The sequence below is a fragment of the Aeribacillus sp. FSL K6-1121 genome (assembly GCF_038003725.1).
GTDB classification, from domain to species: domain Bacteria; phylum Bacillota; class Bacilli; order Bacillales; family Aeribacillaceae; genus Aeribacillus; species Aeribacillus composti.
This window is the reverse complement of record NZ_JBBOPS010000001.1, coordinates 1537908-1557384: the sequence shown is the minus strand read 5'-3', so window position 1 is coordinate 1557384 and position 19477 is coordinate 1537908. Positions and strand designations below refer to the sequence as shown.

The following is a 19477-nucleotide window of genomic DNA, read 5'->3' as shown; positions in this document are numbered from 1 at the left end:
ATTGTTGGAACGGCAAGCAATGTCGGGAAATTGGCATCATGTGGGCGAGTTAAAAATGTGCGACAAAAAAGCAAGCAAGAGACCGACTTTCCCGTGGAATGTACGTGATGATTCGTCAAAGATTTGCTGCCAAAAATTTGCCTGAATTGATCGGCGTGATCAATGAAAAAAATAGCCACCGTGTTTTTTTTCGAAGATAAAGGATTTACATGCAGTCCTGATTTATTGGCCCGCCTTTTCATACGGCGGTGCTTCATACTCGGAATTTGCGAAACATTTGTGAATGATTGTGAGAGGAGAAAAACAGATGAATAAAGCATTGCCCATCATGATTCAAGGTACGCATTCCGATGCGGGAAAAAGCGTGATTGCGACAGGTTTTTGCCGAATTTTTGCGCAGGACGGATATCGAACGGCGCCGTTTAAATCACAAAATATGTCACTCAATTCGTATATTACCGTTGACGGCAAGGAAATCGGCCGCGCCCAAGGAGTGCAGGCGGAGGCGGCAAGAACGGTCGCAACGGCGGATATGAACCCGATTTTGATCAAGCCTGTGAGCGATCACACTTCACAAATTGTTGTGAACGGTAAGCCGTATCAAAATTATAAGGCAGCAGCGTATCGGCAGGAATTTTTTGAACTTGGTTTGCAGGTGATTAAAGAAGCGTATCATCATTTGGCAAGTACATATGAGCGAATCGTTATAGAAGGAGCGGGGAGCCCTGCGGAAATTAACTTAAATGATCGCGAGCTTGTCAATATGCGCATTGCCCGGTTAACAAACGCTCCTGTCATTCTTGTCGGCGACATTGATAGAGGCGGTGTATTTGCGAGTTTAGTAGGAACATTGCAGCTGCTTGAGCCTGAAGATCGCGATCGCGTAATTGGGGTAGTGATTAACAAGTTTCGCGGGGATATTTCCTTGCTGGAGCCGGGACTTCGCTGGTTTGAAGAGTATACAGGCAAACCGGTTTTAGGGGTCGTACCATATATTTCTAATTTAAACATTGAGGCGGAAGACGCCGTCATATTAGATACGTTTCCACGTACAAATGAGAAAACTAGCGAGATTGATATTGCTGTTATTCATGTTCCTCACATTTCGAACTTTACCGATGTTGACCCGTTTCTATATGAAAAGGATTGCCATGTTCGCTATGTAAAGGAGGCAAATGAACTCAGAGAACCGGATGTTGTCATTTTGCCGGGAACAAAAAATACAATTGAGGACTTATTGCTTTTGCGAAAATCCGGCTTTGCGGATGCGATAGAAAAGCTTTATCGAGCGAAAAAATCAGTCATTGTCGGCATATGCGGCGGTTATCAAATGCTCGGAAGGGAGATTTCAGACCCTTATCACGTAGAAACATCGATAGGGAGCGCAAACGGATTCGGTTTTTTCCCGATTCGCACCGCCATGATGAAAGAGAAAAGGACGACTCTTACAACAGGGATGGCCCACTTTGCTGATTGTAATGTGCCGGTGGAAGGCTATGAAATTCATATGGGAACAACTTCTTATGAAGGGGACGTATCGCCATTTATTACGACGGAAGAAGGAGTTGACGGCTGCATAAGCCAAGACAGCCTCCTAATTGGAACGTATTTTCATGGCATATTTCATAACGATGAGTTTCGGACGGCATTTTTGAATTTGATAAGAAAAAGAAAAGGTCTTCCGGCGATTTATGAGCGGCCATCAATGAAAAACATTCGTGAAGAAGCATTTGACCGGCTTGCCGATTGTCTCCGGAAGCATGTGGACATCGAGTGTATTTATCGGGAAATGGAACGGTTTCAAAGCAAATCTTTTTTCTAAGAAAATAAACGGAAATCTGATATGTTTGTTCGCCTCTTTATATTCATATGGCAATCTTTTTTGCACTGTGATTTTAGCTGTCTGTTTTTTTATAAAAATCCGGGAGGAAACGGTCATGCGGTTAACAGATGAAGAAGTGCAATCTCTTTTACAAGAGATGGAAGATTGGAAGCTTCTTGAAGAGCGATGGATTGCAAGAAAGTACCTCTTTCAAGATGATTTGCAAGAAATCGAATTCGTGCGGAAAATTTCGGACATTTCTGAAGAAGTAAACCATCATCCCTTCATTTCTATTGACTATAAGTTCATCACGGTAAAAATTTCGTCTCAGAGAGCGAAAGGACTCACAAAGCTTGATTTCGAACTGGCGAAAAAATATGATGAAGCTTATGAAAAAATAAAAGCAGGGTAAGAACGGAAAAAAGTGGATTATATGTGAAGCAGATGACGTGAAGAAAGCCGCATTTTCCGCCGCACCATAAGTTACGATATAAGGGACTTCTTTCTTCTTGAGAAGGAGAGCGGTTTTCAAAAAAATGATGCGATTTAAAAGGCATCCTGTTTTTCTCGAATAGATGGGCAGCTGAAATGATGCGGAGCTGCAAGAAGCGTGTATATGGTCTTTTTGGGGAAAATCTGCATTTATGGATAAAAAAACATGACGAAATTTTGCACACACAAAGCAGGCAACAAGGATGTTAGTTGATGTTGGTGAAGGAAAACTTTTAAGTGATCGGATCATGTCATAGCACCATTCAAAATATCAATTGACAATGTTGAAGGAAAACAACCTGCCGAATTTAATCGTATTACCATGACCGAAGCGCTGCAAAAATCCTTTTGATTTACCGCGAAGCTTCGAAAGAATTATTTATACACCGCAGCACACTTGAATATCGCATTGAACGTGTTGAAGAAATACTCAATGTTGATTTAAATCATGCAGATATGCGCTTTGAGCTCATGATGGCATACAAGCTGTATAATTTGTTTGATTTTGACCGAAGCGAGCTGGCAAAAAGGTGAATTCTATTGATCGAGCAAAGGATTTTGGAACGGGATAAAGTCCGGCGGAAAAAACGGTTAAGCTATCGGGCAAGCGTGTAAAAAACATCTCCTGCGAATTTATGAATGAATCATTTCTGACACGTATTGGAAAGCTTTAGCAGGCTTAAAGAATTTAAACTCTAAGCGAAAAAAGGCAAATGAAACTCCGGCAGATGAGCCAATCTCCCTTGCCGGAGTTTTCTTTTTTTATGTGTTTTGCTGCCCATACAATCATTTTCTACACGATTTTTAAATGCCGTGCTCGGCTGCAACTTCTATGTGCTGAAACGTTGTGACGTCAAATAATCCTAAATCTGTAATTTTGAGCTCTGGAATGACAGGCAAACTTAAAAAAGAGAGCGTGAGGAAGAGATTGAAATGCCGATGTTTGCTCACTTTTTGCAAGCTGCTGTTCAATTCATCGAGTTGATGGGCGACGATTGGATATGCTTGATCTGACATCAATCCGCCGATCACAAGCGGCAAAGAGGCGAGCGTTTTTCCATCATTCACAACTACTAGCCCACCGCCGATTCTCTTTATCTCTTGAATGGAGCAGATCATATCCTCATCGTTTGTGCCGGCAACGATCACATTATGGGAATCGTGGGCGACGGTTGTGGCGACTGCACCGCCGATTAAGCCTAATCCTTTTACAATGGCAAGGCCAATGTTTCCAGTATTTTTATGGCGTTCGAGTACAGCCAGTTTTGCCAAATCTTTTTCAATGGAAGGGATGAAGCAAACACCGTCGCTCGGAACTTCCATCATTCTTTTAACCGTTTCAATTTGATTCGGAATAATTTCTATGACATGCGCTTTTTGGTTATTTTTTACGTGAATGGCCAACCGTTCTTTTGTAACCTCGTTTATGTTTAGATTGACAGAATTTCTTGATAAAACGGAAGGTTTTGGTTGATCTATAGATCCTATATATTGACCGTTTTCCGCTATCACTTTTCCGGCTTTCAAAACTTTTTCAATCGTAAAAGCTTTGAAGTTATCTACTATGACAAGATCTGCTCTATATCCAGGTGCGATCGCTCCTTTTTGCGATAGTCCGAAACATTGGGCGGCATTAATCGTCGCCATTTGAATCGCTATGAGAGGATCAAGTCCATGCTCGACGGCAAGACGAATATTGTAGTCAATGCTTCCCTCGGCAATTAAGTCGTCTAAATGCTTGTCATCCGTACAAAATAGACAGCGGTGGCTATTTTTTTCATTGACCACGCCGATTAGTTCTGGCAAATTTTTTGCAGCAGATCCTTGACGGATCATGACGTACATTCCGCGAGCAAGGCGGTCTTTTGCTTGCTCTTTTGTCACACATTCATGATCTGTTTGAATGCCGGCCGCTCTGTAAACATTGACTCCTTCAATGCCAAGACCTGCGCCGTGTCCGTCGATCTTATATGCTGATGCCGTTAAAAGCTTGTCAATGATGCGGTCATCTAAATTTTGAACACCTGGGAAATCCATCACTTCCGCAAGCCCGAGCACCCGAGGATGCTTGTAAAAAGGTGCAAGTTCATCATCATTTAACACAGCGCCGGCATTTTCAAACGAAGTCGCCGGAACGCAGGAAGGCAGCATGCAATACACATCTAAATCTAAGCCTTCTGAATCCTCCAGCATAAAAGATATACCTTTCGTCCCGGCGACATTCGCAATTTCATGCGGATCTATAATAACGGTTGTCACACCGTGGGGCAGAACTGCTTTGGAGAACTCCTTCGGTGTCACCATCGAAGATTCAATATGGACATGAGAGTCGATGAAACCTGGTACGATGAATTTATTCTCGGCATCAATGATGTTTACCCCATCATATTCTCCGATTCCAGCAATCACTCCGTCCGCAATGGCGATGTCTCCATGCAAAATTTCTAAATTGAAAACATCGGCAATTTTTCCGTTTTTAATCACAATGTCTGCCGGAATTTGTTTGCTAGCCACTTGGATTCTTTTCTTTAAAATGTTTTTGTCCATTCTCACTTTTCCCTTCTGTAGTAAACTCGCGCGTTGAGTTTGACAGGGAGAGTTGTGTATCGTCTCTCGTAGTCAAACTATTTACGGTAGTTTGGTAGAAACGTTTGGACCGTATTTCCAAACTTATACGAGAAAATCATTCGTATTTTTAAAAAGAGATTATACGACTCTAATTGAAACAAAGCAAGATAGTTGGCGCATTTCTTGACAGAAAAATTTTCTCAGGTATTGCGAAAAGCTGAGAATCACAGTTTCTCTGGTGCTCCAAACAGACCGGTTTTAAAAATTGGGCAGAACAACTCCTCCATAAACAAAGGAAATCATAATGAGAATGGCAGGGTGAACCTTCCATTTTTCTAAGGCAAAGTACGATACAGCAGCAATGATGAGCGATTGGATAATTCCGAGCGAATGGACAGAGTCTTCTATCATTTCCCAAGTTAAAAGCAGCATCATGACAGCAATAACAGGCTGTACAAGCAAGGTCATTCCTTTCACAACTAAAGATTCCCGGTGGCGTTGAATCAGTTTTAACAACAGAATCAAAGCGAAAGCTGACGGAAATACAGTCGCAAACAAGGCGATGAAGGCCCCCCACCATCCGTACACATCATAACCGACATAGGCGGCGATCTTTGTCGCAATAGGGCCCGGCAAAGAATTTCCCAGTGCGAGCATATTGGAAAATTCTGCATTTGTCAGCCATTTGTAATGATTGACAATCTCCTCATACATAAGCGGAATGGAAGCGGGTCCTCCTCCATAACCGAGTATGTTGGCCAAAAAGAAACCGATGAATAAGCTGATCCAGATTTTCATGCAGACATCTCCTTACTTCTGCTCTTCCGTTTTAAATGGAAAGCTCCATATGTTAAAAACATTAGAATTACAATAGCTGGATGAATCGAAATCACTTGCAGCAGGCAAAACGAAACAATCATCAGCAGGACGCCAAGCCATTTTCCCAATCCTTTCACGGCCTTTGCGGAAAATTCGTAAGCCAACTGCCCAAGCATGGCGGCGATCACCGGCATAACAGCAGAAATCATACCGTGGATAACAGGTGAATCGCTTAAAGCTGTGACCATTTTGAATAATAGAATCATGGCCAAACATGTAGGCAAAATATGAGCTGCTACGCAAATAAAAGCGCCTAATGCCCCTTTTTGTTTATATCCTAAGTAAGCGGCCATTTTTGTCGCGATCGGACCGGGCAGGGTATTGGCAATCGCCAATATTTCTGCAAATTCTTCATCTTTTACCCAACGGTATCTGGAAACTGCTTCATAACGGAACAGCGGTATGACGGAAGGACCGCCTCCGAATCCAAAAATTCCGGTTCTCAGCATAGCCATGATAAGACTTTTATAAGAAGTTTGCATATTTCTCCCCCTCATCCTTTATAATTTCATGCCCATGCGGCTCTTGTATCGTTTAATGAGAATTTGACAGTCAACGCTGACGACACCGCGCATCGGATACAATTTTTTTGTTAAAAAATTTTCCATTTCTTGATTATTTTTAAAGATTCCATGCATATGGAGCTTGCTTGGTCCAGTCATATGGTACAAGCTTGTAACGGCATGCTCCTCCGCCAATTGTTCTGCCACTTCCTCTAAATATTGCGGTTCCACTTCAACGTTGAAAAAGGCGGAAACATGAATGCCGATTTTCGTCGGATTGATAACCGTCGTAAATTTCTCGATAATTCCTTTTTCAATTAAGTTGTTTATTCTCGCCTGAACGGCAACTCGAGACAAACCGATTTCTTTTCCGAGATCGGTATACGATATCCGGCTGTTTTCATGCAGCTTCTCTAAAATTTGTTTATCAATATGGTCTATGTCTAAATTCGGAATGTTGTATTCGAATGCCATTCATACCACCCTTTATTTCGTTATGTAGTTAATTTTCTAATTATAATTTCCTTTAGTATACAAAATATGTTTTATGATTTCTATAAAAAAATAAAAATATTTATTTGTTTACGAAACGAAAAAACTTTGTTAAAAAAATTTACAAATTCAAGGAACTTTCCTCAGCAGCTTTCTATAATGAAATCAAATTTTTTAAAAAAGTTGAGAGGGGTGAAGAAAATGAAACGCACACATCCAGCCATCGCTATTTTCTTGTTTTTTCTAGGATGGGTATTTATGTATGCGGATCGAAATATTTTGTCGCCAGTGATGGGAGAAATAGGAGAGCAGTGGAATTTAAACAATAGTCAATTAGGTTTGATGTCCACTGTATTTTTTATTGCCTATTCGATCATGCAAATTCCAACAGGATTTTTGGCTGATCGGTTTGGAAGAGTGAAAGTTTTAGTAATTGGTTATATATTATTTGGCATTACCACTTTTTTGAGCGGATTGGCATCTTCATTTGCATTGTTTTTGCTGATGCGCGCTTTAACAGGTATTGGAGAAGGTACTTATTACGGTTCGCAATACGGAATTTCTTCCAACATTACCCCTAAAAAATACAGAGGGATCGTTTCTGCAGTGATCAATAGCGGAATGGCTTTCGGCATTTCTCTTGGTTTTATTGCTGCTAGCTATTTCACATATACCTTAAACAAAGGATGGCAATTTTCATTTTATCTATTTGCCATTCCAACTATTATTGTTGCCATTTTGATAGGAATATGTGTACGAGATCAATCTAGCCATGAAAAAAAACAAGAAGTTCCTCATATGAAAGATAGACAAAACTTAAAACGGCTGTTTACAAAAAATCATCTTTTCGTTTACATTCTCATCTTCTGCTCTTTATATGGATTCTTCGGAATGCTTACTTGGTTGCCTTATTATTTGCAGACGGTAAAAGGGGTAGAAGGCTCGCAAACAGGGATCATATCTTCTTTAGTGCCTTGGGCTTCGATTCCGGGGGCTATTTTCTTTGGCTATGTTTCAGATAAAGTAAAAAATAAAAAGCCGCTGATCATCTTTTTAGCTTTTGCTGGAGCTGTTTGCCAATTTGTCATCCCTTATGCGGAAAATTTTTCTTTGCTGATAGCAGGATTAGTTTTTTACGGACTGCTAGGAAAATTGGCGCTCGATCCCGTATTAATATCTTATATGGCTGAAATTACGCCGTCATCCATGTACTCCAAAGTGTATGGTTTTTTCAATTTCAGTGGGATGCTTTCTTCAATTTTTGCACCTTATATTACGGGCTGTTTTGCCGATATCACCGGCAAGCTTGAAATCGGCTTTTATTTGTCAGGTGTTTTGCTAATCATCGGCGCTGTTTTATTTCTATTTACGGAAAGTTCAAATCGCATGACCCATTTCGTTCAATACTACAAACCGGGGGAGGAACAAGTAAAATGAGCCAATCAATGATCGGAACGAAAAGTATGGTTGTCAGTCCGCATTATTTAGCATCGGCAGCCGGTTGCCGCATACTGCAAAAAGGGGGCAACGCCTTCGATGCAGCGGTAGCGGTCAGTGCCTGCTTAGCGGTCGTTTATCCGCACATGACAGGGATCGGAGGAGACTCTTTTTGGCTGTTTTACAGCAGAAAGGATCAAGCAGTTCGTGCGTATAACGGCAGCGGCCGGTCAGGCTATAACGCCACGCCTGAAAAATACGAAGGTTTATCCGCCATTCCGTATCGAGGCATTCAAAGTGTTATCACCGTGCCGGGTATGGTTGACAGTTGGGATGCCATCATAAAAGAATACGGAAGACTTTCATTGGCGGAGGTTTTAGAGCCTGCTATCGAATATGCGGAAAATGGATTCCCTTTTTCAAAAGATCAATATGTCAACACGCAAAAAAATGTTCAAATTCTGCGAGAATTTCCGGAAACATCATCGATTTTCCTGCCTCATCATCGAATTCCGAGCATAAATGAAAAATTTATTCAGAAGCAATTGGCGGATACATTGAAAGAGTTAGCGAACAAAGGAAGAGATCATTTTTACAAAGGCAGTTTAACAAAACGCATTGTATCAAGCCTTCGAGAAAAAGGCGGGATTTTAATAGAGGATGATTTTGCGGATCATCACGGAGATTGGGTCGAACCGCTGAGCGGAACTTACCGCGGTTATACCATGTATCAGGTTCCGCCCAATTCACAAGGCTTTGCCGGGCTAATGGCGCTAAATATTTTAGAAAACTTTGATTTTAAAACGATTCCGCACGGTTCTTTTCAGTATTATCACCTTTTGACAGAATCATTGAAAAAAAGCTTTCAAGACCGAAACAAAGTATTGACAGATCCCGAATTCTACCAGATTCCGCTTGATAAATTGTTAAGCAAAACATATGCGAAAAAGCTGGCCGAATCGATCAGTCTGACAAAAGCAAGCGAAGTGAAGACTCAGCCTGTCGGAAACGACACTGCCCATGCGGCTGTCGTGGATGAAGAGGGGAATGCGGTTTCCTTTATACAAAGTCTTTATTTTGAATTCGGTTCATGTGTTGTTGCTGGTGACACAGGGATTTTAATGCAAAACAGAGGATCGTTCTTTTCTCTTGAGCGGTCGCATGTCAATTGCTTGGCGCCAAGAAAAAGAACGTTCCACACGCTGATGCCTGCAATGGCTTTTAAAGATGGAAAGCCGTATATTTTATACGGAACACAAGGAGGAGAAGGGCAGCCGCAAACACAAACAGCTATCATTACAAGAATGATTGATTATCGAATGAGCCCTGCAGAAGCAATATATGAGCCAAGGTTTGTGTGGGGAAGAACGTGGGGAGAACAGACGGAAGAATTGAAGATGGAAGGCCGCATCTCAAAAGAAGTGATCGAATCGATGATCAAAGCTGGCCATCTTGTGAAAGTTGTTGAACCTATTGATAAAATAATGGGGCATGCCAACGCCATATTAATTGATGAACAAAGCTTTTTACATGGTGGAGTTGATCCAAGAGGAGACGGTGCGGCAATCGGTTGGTAACGGCGAATTTATAAAAAGCGGGGATTTATGCTATCCGTTGTTTCATATTTAAATATATTGGAGAAGGGTTTAAGCCACAGGGGGGCGGAAAGTATCCGGCAAGGGCAAAGCCTGCAGAATTCATTATTGGAATTCTACAGGCTTTTATCATTTGAAGAGGTTCTCACATCGGTATATTCAACCCTGGAAATAAATTAGGAGAAGTTACAGCCAAAAGAAAAGTTTTAGCTGTTTCGCGGACTAAATCTTTCATCAAACCTCCTTAACAAAACTTACGTTGATTTCCAGCTGCTGCTTTTCGTCAAAAACAAACAGCAAAATGAAATTTTATATTCCGCAATACTGGTCCATATAATTGCTAACAAATAGCCAAAAATGCCATGATGACCATTTTAATCTCCTTCACCATCTACACAGGCAATCATATTAGAACATTTTTTATGTATTTTTACTTATCAAATTTGTATTTGATTATCATTAGCATTGCATAAATATAGTCAGAATTTTCTGTTAATTAATTTTTGTGAATTTGTGCCAAAAAGACAAAACCTAAAGAAAGGTGGCACTGCCCATTTGGTAAATATATACAGTTAAACCAGAGCGACAACGACAAAAGGGAGATTATGGACTGGCTCGCCCATCAAATTTTCGCAACCAAACATAAGCTGGTTTCCACAGAGCTCTCTTTAACCAACGAGTAATTCGAAGTAGAGATTTCTTACTTTTCATCTCCAATTGAATGAGAACATGTAAGCAATACGTGATAAGGGCTAAGAAAATTTGATTTTGAATAGCTGTTTCACTCATCCCATAAAAGTGCTTAATTTCCACGTGTTGCTTGAGCCATTTGAAAAAGAGCTCAATAGCCCAGCGAGATCGGTAAATATCACTTATCTCTTCTGGTTTTAAATCAAATCGGTTGGTGATGAAACGAAGTAAGTTCCCTTTTGTGTCCGTAACTTCTAGTAGACGAAAGACATTTTCAGTACGATTTTGTGTGGTACCAATGTAGACCATTTTATCGGATAGAACGTGACAATCATCAGGAAGTGAAAATGTATAGACTTCACGAATGACTGCGTTTTTCTTCAGTCTTGAAACGAAGAAATAGCCATCATCTGTCATCCGATCAAAACGTTCATAGTCCACATAACCGCGGTCAAACACATACATGGCTTCTTGATCATCCACTAGGACTTCGAGTTGATTTCGGTCATGTTCTTTTGCTGTCGTAATCACTGCTTTTTCAGGATAGACGGTGTCTTTATCCATGAAAACGAGCCGTAAGTGTAGCTTTACACCAGCTTTTGTTTTACGGAATTTTGCCCATTTATAATGGGTCAAATTCAACGGGAGTGTACTTGAATCAATGATTTTCAGTGGCATATTCTTTCCGTTTTGATAATGGTGCCGTTGAATTTTCCAAACAAGATCCAAGAACAAATTTGCAAGAATTAGTGGGTTGATCTGATTGTTTTTTCGGGATAGCTGAGAGGCACTTATCGATTCAAATCCGAGTGCTTTTTGAAGATCTTCGTCTACAAGTGCATCACTCATTTCCTCTAAGCTCGTAAATTCGAGCAGCTGGGCTACCAATAAAAGTTTAATATAGGCTTCTGTTGTCAGCTTTTTTGTGTAATAGTCCTGTTTCAATTCTTTGACTTGTTCGCTAAGTTTTTGAATATTTATGGGTGAAACCCATTTACCAAATGATGAAATTAGTGTATTCTTGTCCATAATGGTTATCCTTTACGATTGGATTTGGACAGGAACCACCTGTACTTCCATTGTAAAGGATTTTTTTGTTTCGAAATCAATAAAAAATTGAACATTCTTAGTATTTTGAATCATCAGATTTAATTACTGCAATGCTAGTGTTTGATTATTTACAAGTAATAATAAGGAGTATAACTAATATATAAAAAGAAAATTTTTAACAGCGCTCATTACGTTTGTTATTTCTACTTTTATCATAGCGATTTTATTTCGCCAGTAGCATTTCTTTCTGACCAACAAACAGGATCTTCTTTTCACAATCTTCTCATGATATCTCATCTGTAAGCTTTGGGGTGTTCTTTTATGGACTACCCATATCGATAGCAATTGCTTTCATTACCAAAAGGTTTTTCGCATTTGCTTTACATATAATCTTCGGAATATTGCCTGCTATTGTATTATGGTTTTTGCAGTTTTTTCTTTAGCTATTTCCGTTATTTTTTTTCTTCGTTGACGAAGTCATTAAATATGGAATAAATAGGGGCTTAATGGTTGAATCCTCATGAAACAGAATGAAACACCGGGAAAGTTATTCTTCAGTTTAGGACTGTAGCCAATTGAGCAACATACATCTGAAAGTGAGTGCTGAAAATGTTTCAAAAAAACCGGAGAGCTTTGGAGTGCATGATAAATACCTTGGCTGTAGTATGGAAAACTTTGATTGGACGAGCAAACTGGACAGAGATCAAGAAGGAAATAACGTCCCCAGAGGATTATGCGGAGAAGGTCATAAGCATAATCAGATAATCTGCACGCGATAATGCCCAAATACGAAAATTAAAATAAATAGGCAAGACAACAATCCACTGAAAGTTGCTGCGCCAAATGCTAGATACGAGCTAAATCGGTTGAGAATATACGTTCTTCTATAGTATGATAAAATAGTTATCTCGTTTATTTTTAAAAGGGTGTTTGGATATGGACACAGAAACTGCATCTGTGAGAACGTTTAAATATGGAAACAATCTCGAAGTAAAAATTGAACTAAATGATTGCATATCCTTTTTAAAGTCTTTAAAAGATGAAAGCATCGACTTGATTGTAACAGACCCTGCTTATTCTGGAATGAATAACAAGCTGAAGCTCGGGAAGGGCAGAATCGTCGGTGAATATAAGCAAAAGGGAACGGAAAATGGGAAATGGTTTGCGGAATTTGAAGACAGTGAAGAAAACTATCATCTCTTTTTACAAGAGTGCAAGAGGGTGCTGAAAAAAGATACAGGGCACATTTACATCATGTTTGATTCTTTTTCTTTATTAAGCTTAGGGCATTTAATGAGAGAGTACTTTGACGTAAAAAACATCATCACTTGGGATAAAATCAATATGGGAATGGGGCATTATTTTAGAAGAAGGCACGAATATATTATTTTTGCTACGAACGGAAACAACCGCAAAATTAGAAACCGGTCTTTTCCGGATGTATGGAGGTTTAAACGAATTCACCATTCGAAATATCCGACGCAAAAACCGGTTGAGCTGTTCCAAGCGATGATTTATGCAAGTGCCGAAGAGGGATTTACGGTTTGCGACCCGTTTTTAGGGAGCGGATCGTCAGCTATTGCAGCCATAAAAAACAACTGCCGCTTTTTAGGATGCGATATCGCAAGCAATGCTTTTACAGCCAATGAAGAAAGAATTCATCACTATCTTAAAACAAAAGAAGACATCTATCAGCCCAAGCCTTGCCATATCGAAGGCGAACCGGTATTTTGGGAATAAAGACCGATCATAACTACGCAGCTTGCAAATGTTATTCATCTTCACCAAACCATAAAAAAATCGGCGTTTAGCCGATTTTTTTATTTTGATCATTGTCTGATCCAAGTCCATATTTCTTTTGGCGTGGCATTTTTTCCGTACATTAAGATGCCGACTTTAAATATTTTTCCAGCTAGTTTCATAAAGATCCAAACACTTATTATTAAGATTGCAAGTGATATGACAATTTCCGCCCATGGCCATTCCTCTAATATCGACAAACGAAGAATCAAAACAGCGGGTGATGTGAATGGAAGATAGGTGCCGATTTGCGCCCATAGCCCGCTTGGATCTGTCAGCACAGGTCCGACAAAAACAAATGACAAAAATGGCAGCAGGATAACTAATCCTTGAAAGTTGCCGGCGGTATATATATCTGCCATTGTGGCGCCGATGCCGACAAAAATTGACGAAAACAGCAAGTAGCCTAAAAGGGCAATCCCGATGAAAAGAAAAAGATGAGGAACGAACAAATAGTGAAATATCGGAACATCAATTTTCCATAAAACGATTGGAATGATAAAAATGAAAAATACAACAACTTGTAACATTCCTAATAGGAAATAACCAATAATTTTACCTTGCATGAGGTCTTTTGGCGTGACCGATGAAAGAATGATTTCCGCAATTTTATCTTTCTTTTCCTGCGAGGCGCTTTGAAAAATCATCATGCCGCTAAAAACAATGGATAGTAAAATGATGCTGGCAAAGGCCCCTGGTACAATGCGTTCTAAAATTTTTTCCGTTTCTCTTCCTCCGCCTTCAGTTTTTGAGATTTCACTAACGGTCGATTGTTCAAAGACGATTCCTTTCGAAATGGCTGCTAATTGATTTTTCGATAAACCAAGCTGCTCCAACTGCAAAGCTTTTAACGGCTCTGCCAGCAGCTGAATTTGATTGGCAAACATCGGGCTAATCACATCGCTTGTGTAAACAGGGACAACGCCATCCGTTAATGACTGTTCACCGATAAACAAATAGGCTGTATTCTCTCTATTTTTTAGCAAATCTTCTATCTTATCTTCCGCGATGCCAGTTTTCTGAAGCTTGAATGGAAGGTTGTGAAGCTGTACTGCTTCCTGCAAGGCTGGCAAAATATTCAGCTTATCATTGACATAAACAGTTGTTACACTTTGATCCTCATCTGAATTGGCAAGATTTCCGAGCAGGAAAAAAGCTAAAAAGAGAATAGGCGTTATAAACAAGCTGATGATAAATGATTTGTTTTTTAAATTCCGCTTTATTTCCCATTTTGCTATTTTTATAGTATTACTCATAATTTTCACCAGCTTCCTGTAATAAATTTTGATCTGTGGCAACATCAATAAAGATTTCATGCAGGGAAATGCGGTCAAGCGGGGCTGTCCAAAAAGTCAGGGTAACTGACTTTTTGGAGCCCCTCATTTTTCACTTTTTAAAAAAAATGCACAAAAAAATCGTCCTTTCTAGTAAAATGAAGTTACCACACAACATTACAGAAAGGACGATTTTTTATGAGCAATCATATGATTACTCGTGAAAATTATAACACACAAATGACACTTCCTCTAGATGGAAAAGAAGAAAAAACTCCTGCCAAAAGAAATTTAGCCCCTACTTTCAAACCATATAACAACCGTCAAGTTCAAATGATTTATGATATTGAATCTCTCATACCCGAACATCACGTGGCACGTGTCGTGGACGAAATGGTGGAGGCGATACCAGATAAACAATTGTTTTCTCATTATAAAGGCGGCGGCAGAAGTTCCTATCATCCCAAAATGATGCTGAAAATCATTCTGTATGCTTATTCTCAAAAGGTTTATTCCTGCCGAGGAATCGAAAAACTCGTTAAAGAAAATATTCCTGCCATGTGGCTTTCAGCGATGCAACAACCAGATTTTCGCACCATTAATGAGTTCCGAGGGGAACGGATGAAAGCTTTCATGGATGAGCTCTTTGAAGTCATGATTCTCAAATTGATAAAAGAACATTACATCACGATGGAAAACTACTTTTTGGATGGCACTAAGATCGAAGCCAATGCCAATAAGTATTCTTTTGTGTGGAAAAAATCCACTTTGAAATTCGAAGAGAAATTAAAAGAAAAAATCCAAGAAACACTAAAGCACATTCATGAATTAACCCAATTAGAAGCCGGAACAGGGCAAAAGGAAAGCGATCAACATACAGAGATCACCGAACAAAACCTGGAGGAAACCGCAAAAGAAATAGAAGAAAAAGTTGAAACGCTAACGGAAGAAATCGAAAAGGAGACCGATACATCCATTCGGAAAGAGAAGCGAAAAAAACGCAGTCAATTAAAGAAATCGGTGAAACAAATTCGTGAAGATTTCCTGCCCCGAATGGCAAGATACAAGGAACAAAAGGAAATGTTCGGTGACCGTAACAGCTACTCGAAAACAGACAAAGACGCAACCTTCATGCGCATGAAAGAAGACCATATGAAAAACGGTCAGCTCAAGCCCGGATACAACGTGCAAATGGGGACAGAGAATCAGTTTATCTTGTTTTATACTATTCATCAACGACCGACCGATACACGTTGCTTTATCCCACATATGGAGAAGCTAGCCTCCACTTCATTACCGATGCCCCAAACAGTTATTGCGGATGCAGGCTATGGTAGTGAAGAAAACTATGTATATGCAGTTGGTGATGAGAAAGAGCCCCGGTTTGAGTTTCTAATTCCTTATGGGAGCTATGTAAAAGAACAAACACGTACATACAAAAAAGACATTAAAAATGCCAAAAACTGGACCTATTGTGAAGAGGATGATTGTTTTATTTGCCCGAATGGAAGGAGAGTAACGTTTAAAAAATACCAAAACAAAAAGAATCCATCTGGCTATGAACAAAGCTTCAAAATATACGAATGTGAAGATTGTACCGATTGCCCATTGAAAGCGAAATGCACAAAAGCGAAAGGAAATCGTCAAGTTCACTGGAATCCCATCTTCGAAGAAATGAAAGCAAAGGCCAAAACAGCCCTTGAATGTGAAGAGAAAGCCGCTATCTACGCTCGACGCAAAGTCGAGGCAGAAAGTGTGTTCGGTCACATCAAGGGCAATCGGTCGTTCCGCAGATTTTCTTTGCGGGGCCTCGACAAGGTACATGTCGAGTTTGGGATTGTGGCATTAGCCCACAACTTCCTGAAAGTAGCCGGCATCCGCCAGCTACTTTCAGATAAAAATCGAAAAAATATAAAAGCAAGTGGAGAGAAACGAATTGTTTTTCTCCACTTGCTTCATTTTAGGGACTTATCGGACAGCCCCATATATTCCGGAAGGTTTTTTAACCATTTGGCAGGTTGAATGTCTTTTGTTAAATAAAGAGTTGATACATCTTCATTTTGTTCTATTCGTTGAACACCAGAAATTTGTTCTAGTACGGCGCGGTCATTTTTTCCGCGGATGACACATTTGAAATTCGCATATGTTTTCTTTACTTCCTCTATCGATCCATAAACCACCTTGCGGCCGCGATGGATCATAAATAATCTGTCACACATCTCTTCTACTATATTCATTTGATGGGAAGATAGAAGAATCGCTGTGCCGTTATTAGCTAAGCTTCTTATTTCTTTTTTAAATAACTCCTGGCTCACAGGGTCTAATCCGGAAAACGGTTCGTCTAAGATGAGCAGTTCAGGCTCATGCAGGATCGAAGCGATAAACTGTACTTTTTGTCCCATTCCTTTTGATAGTTCATCAATTGATGACTGTTCTTTTCCTTCTAAGCCAAATTTTTTTAAATAGACTTTAGCCCGCTCTTTTGCTTTTTTTAATGGGTAGCTTTTTAAATCTGCTAAATAAAGGAGAATATCCATTACTTTGACATTTTTATATAAACCGCGTTCTTCCGGCAAATAGCCAATTTTATGGCGCGGGATCATATTTTTTTGGCTATTGTGGAATGTAATGCTTCCTTCATCTGGATACATAATCCCCATAATGTTGCGAATGATCGTTGATTTTCCAGCCCCGTTCGGTCCTAATACCGCCATAATTTCCCCTTTTTTCACTTCAAACGATATATTTTGGATAATCGGCTGATGTTTGAATGATTTTCCTAATTTTTCAACTGTTAAAACCGTTTCGTTCATATTTATGTTCCTTTCTGTTAAATTGGTTGATTGAGCATAATCGTGATAATTTCTTCCAACTCTAACGATTCTGCTTTGATCCAATCGTATTGATGCTCTATTAAATACTGTTCTGTATTTTCTTGTTGTTGAGTGATGACAATTTGCTTTCCTTTTCTTCCAACTTCACCCGGTATCGGTTTATTTGGCAGAGGCCGCTGCAAAAAGTAACGTTTATATCTGCTGGCTAATTCTTCTTTTTCAAATTTTCCAAGCAATTGTCCGTTTTTCAGTACAATTAGATAATCAGCAAGCTTTCGAATATCATCTGTTTGATGGCTGGCAATGATCATCAGCTTTTCGCTTCTTTCCATCCATTCTACGAGAATATCCATCAGCATTTGTTTTGAAGGGATATCCATATGAGCGGTTGGTTCATCAAGAATCAAAATGTCGGTATCGCAGGCTAAAGTTAAGGCGATGCTTAATTTCTTTTGAACACCTTGTGATAAATTTCGATATAGCTTTCTTAAAGGGATATCGAACATTTGTACAAGCTGGTCGAAATATTTCTGATCCCATGTTGAATACCAATGGGAAGTGAGCTTCATCAATTCCAATCCGTTAAAGGAATTGCATCCAATCAATGTCTGCGGCAGGTACGAGATGTGCTGCTTCCAGCTTTCATCACGATTTTGTATTGATTGACCAAATAAGCGGATCTGCCCCTCATCTTTTTTCGCAAGATTCATCAGCATTTTCATTAATGTACTTTTACCAGCTCCGTTTTTCCCAATGAGTGCATGAATCGTTCCAGGCTCAAACGAAAGATCAATTGGCCCTAATTGAAAATCATCGATCGTTTTTCTTAACTGCATGATTTCTAACCAAGGCTGCATTAAGAACCCTCCTTTTCCCGCAATTCAACCATTACTTGTTGAAAGATTTGCTCAATCTCTGCAAACGTATAGTCATGGCGGAGCGCCGTTTGTACAGCGGTTTGAATAGCTTTGTACACCGTTTCTGTCTTTACTTTTTCTTTCTTAGCATCGTCTATGTCAGCTACAAACGTTCCTTTCCCTTGTGTTGTCTGGATAAACCCTTCATATTCAAGATTTTGGTAGGCGCGTCTAGTCGTAATCACACTAATTTCAAGGTCTTTTGAAAGGGTGCGGATCGAAGGCAGCGGTGAACCAGCAGGAAGCTGACCGCTTGCAATCAGCGCTTTAATTTGTTCTTCCAATTGATAATAAATAGGCTCCGGAGAATCTTTTGCAATCTGAATAGGAAGCTCCATTCAACTTCCTCCTTCTTAAAATAAATAATCCATTTTTTCAATTTTTTTGGACATATATTTTTGCGAGTAGAGCACGCCTATAGCAGCGAAAAGAACTGACGCAATAATACTTACTAGAGGCCATTTTTCCGCCATGAGCATCGTCAAAGGCACAAAGCCGTTTCCATATAAAACGTTAAATATCGTAAAGATAAACATGAATCCAAAAAATAAAGCGAATATATAAAGGGCAAACCTCACCGTTGAAAGCCGGTAGCCGACATCACTAGCTGGAAACGAAGCTCCTAAATGAATGCCAATACCAATCCAAATCATGATAAATGCGAAATATTCCTTTAAGTCCAACGCTGCTCTAAGATCAGGGGAAAACACATAAGTAAGAATCGATACCCCTAAATAGTAAGGAACGGCAAAGGCGAAAAAAATGATAAATCTGCTTTTAATGAGCACATCCTTTTGGATCGGCAGCTGGCTAAGTGTAATAAAAAAAGGGAGGGCCCAAAAGTCGCCGCCTATTTTTTGATGATTAAATTCTTTCGGTTTGATCCATGCAGTTCCAAAACCAAATACAATAAAGAACAAAAAATCTAGCATAACGGTGCTTCTTTCCGTATTTTTCGGAATGACAGTGGCGAAAAACATCGAAAACGTGATGGCCATCAAGGCAAGCAATACAAATCCCAATTTCAATTTTTTTAATTCAAACTTTGCTAGCCAAAACGCTTCCTTCCAATCGTTCATATTGATCTCCTCCAAGTGAACTGTTTTACTGTGTATATCTATATA

Annotated in this window: 17 protein-coding genes and 1 riboswitch; of the genes, 7 read left to right on the top strand and 10 right to left on the bottom strand. The window is 39.7% G+C overall.

The window, feature by feature from the left end:
• Positions 1–307 precede the first annotated feature (307 nt).
• From NSQ61_RS07655 to NSQ61_RS07645, 3 genes are all read left to right on the top strand, one after another.
• Positions 308–1822 carry a cobyric acid synthase gene (locus NSQ61_RS07655; protein ID WP_340806611.1) on the top strand — a complete coding sequence of 505 codons (1515 nt, stop codon included), beginning with the start codon at positions 308–310 and terminating at the stop codon, positions 1820–1822.
• A gap of 115 nt (positions 1823–1937) precedes the next feature.
• Positions 1938–2234, top strand: coding sequence for a 4a-hydroxytetrahydrobiopterin dehydratase (locus NSQ61_RS07650; RefSeq protein WP_311067203.1), 297 nt, complete (start codon positions 1938–1940; stop codon positions 2232–2234).
• Between the two features lie 428 nt (positions 2235–2662).
• Positions 2663–2848: a helix-turn-helix domain-containing protein gene (locus tag NSQ61_RS07645; protein ID WP_063388251.1), complete on the top strand. Its 186-nt coding sequence runs from the start codon at positions 2663–2665 to the stop codon at positions 2846–2848.
• A gap of 270 nt (positions 2849–3118) precedes the next feature.
• On the opposite strand, the gene ade is transcribed toward NSQ61_RS07645, so the two are convergent.
• From ade to NSQ61_RS07625, 4 genes are all read right to left on the bottom strand, one after another.
• Complete coding sequence (gene ade, locus NSQ61_RS07640) at positions 3119–4861, bottom strand: adenine deaminase (RefSeq protein WP_339229099.1); 1743 nt, start codon at positions 4859–4861, stop codon at positions 3119–3121.
• A 49-nt stretch (positions 4862–4910) separates the two neighbouring features.
• A riboswitch (purine riboswitch) is annotated at positions 4911–5012 on the bottom strand.
• 128 nt (positions 5013–5140) lie between these two features.
• The gene (locus NSQ61_RS07635; RefSeq protein WP_063388249.1) at positions 5141–5680 is read right to left on the bottom strand and encodes a chromate transporter; all 540 of its coding nucleotides are present in this window, start codon (positions 5678–5680) and stop codon (positions 5141–5143) included.
• Complete coding sequence (locus NSQ61_RS07630) at positions 5677–6243, bottom strand: chromate transporter (protein WP_063388248.1); 567 nt, start codon at positions 6241–6243, stop codon at positions 5677–5679. Before NSQ61_RS07630 ends, NSQ61_RS07635 begins: the two co-directional genes overlap by 4 nt.
• A gap of 18 nt (positions 6244–6261) precedes the next feature.
• Positions 6262–6738 (bottom strand): Lrp/AsnC family transcriptional regulator, encoded by a 477-nt coding sequence (locus NSQ61_RS07625; RefSeq protein WP_063388247.1) that lies wholly within the window; start codon positions 6736–6738, stop codon positions 6262–6264.
• 66 nt (positions 6739–6804) lie between these two features.
• On the opposite strand from NSQ61_RS07625, the gene NSQ61_RS07620 reads away from it, so the two are divergent.
• The gene (locus NSQ61_RS07620; protein ID WP_340806603.1) at positions 6805–8193 is read left to right on the top strand and encodes an MFS transporter; all 1389 of its coding nucleotides are present in this window, start codon (positions 6805–6807) and stop codon (positions 8191–8193) included.
• Positions 8190–9770 carry a gamma-glutamyltransferase gene (gene ggt / locus NSQ61_RS07615; protein ID WP_340806601.1) on the top strand — a complete coding sequence of 527 codons (1581 nt, stop codon included), beginning with the start codon at positions 8190–8192 and terminating at the stop codon, positions 9768–9770. Before NSQ61_RS07620 ends, ggt begins: the two co-directional genes overlap by 4 nt.
• Positions 9771–10391: 621 nt before the next feature.
• On the opposite strand, the gene NSQ61_RS07610 is transcribed toward ggt, so the two are convergent.
• Positions 10392–11507 (bottom strand): IS4 family transposase, encoded by a 1116-nt coding sequence (locus tag NSQ61_RS07610; RefSeq protein ID WP_340806227.1) that lies wholly within the window; start codon positions 11505–11507, stop codon positions 10392–10394.
• A gap of 957 nt (positions 11508–12464) precedes the next feature.
• On the opposite strand from NSQ61_RS07610, the gene NSQ61_RS07605 reads away from it, so the two are divergent.
• Positions 12465–13268 (top strand): DNA-methyltransferase, encoded by an 804-nt coding sequence (locus NSQ61_RS07605; RefSeq protein WP_327856205.1) that lies wholly within the window; start codon positions 12465–12467, stop codon positions 13266–13268.
• 89 nt (positions 13269–13357) lie between these two features.
• On the opposite strand, the gene NSQ61_RS07600 is transcribed toward NSQ61_RS07605, so the two are convergent.
• Positions 13358–14584 carry an ABC transporter permease gene (locus NSQ61_RS07600; protein ID WP_339195327.1) on the bottom strand — a complete coding sequence of 409 codons (1227 nt, stop codon included), beginning with the start codon at positions 14582–14584 and terminating at the stop codon, positions 13358–13360.
• Positions 14585–14842: 258 nt separating this feature from the next.
• On the opposite strand from NSQ61_RS07600, the gene NSQ61_RS07595 reads away from it, so the two are divergent.
• Positions 14843–16624: an IS1182 family transposase gene (locus NSQ61_RS07595; RefSeq protein ID WP_445659459.1), complete on the top strand. Its 1782-nt coding sequence runs from the start codon at positions 14843–14845 to the stop codon at positions 16622–16624.
• Here the strand turns inward: NSQ61_RS07595 and NSQ61_RS07590 are convergent.
• The 4 genes from NSQ61_RS07590 to NSQ61_RS07575 are packed head-to-tail and all read right to left on the bottom strand — an operon-like array spanning position 16558 to position 19432.
• On the bottom strand, positions 16558–17415 hold the full coding sequence (locus NSQ61_RS07590; protein ID WP_340806597.1) for an ABC transporter ATP-binding protein: 858 nt from the start codon (positions 17413–17415) through the stop codon (positions 16558–16560). The genes NSQ61_RS07595 and NSQ61_RS07590 overlap by 67 nt on opposite strands.
• Before the next feature lie 17 nt (positions 17416–17432).
• Positions 17433–18293, bottom strand: a complete 861-nt coding sequence (locus tag NSQ61_RS07585) for an ABC transporter ATP-binding protein (RefSeq protein WP_066248495.1) — start codon at positions 18291–18293, stop codon at positions 17433–17435.
• Entirely contained in the window at positions 18293–18691 is a 399-nt protein-coding gene (locus tag NSQ61_RS07580) for a GntR family transcriptional regulator (protein ID WP_066248497.1), read from the bottom strand. The genes NSQ61_RS07585 and NSQ61_RS07580 overlap by 1 nt, the downstream gene beginning before the upstream one ends.
• 15 nt (positions 18692–18706) lie before the next feature.
• Positions 18707–19432, bottom strand: a complete 726-nt coding sequence (locus NSQ61_RS07575; protein ID WP_311067211.1) for a hypothetical protein — start codon at positions 19430–19432, stop codon at positions 18707–18709.
• Positions 19433–19477: the final 45 nt, after the last annotated feature.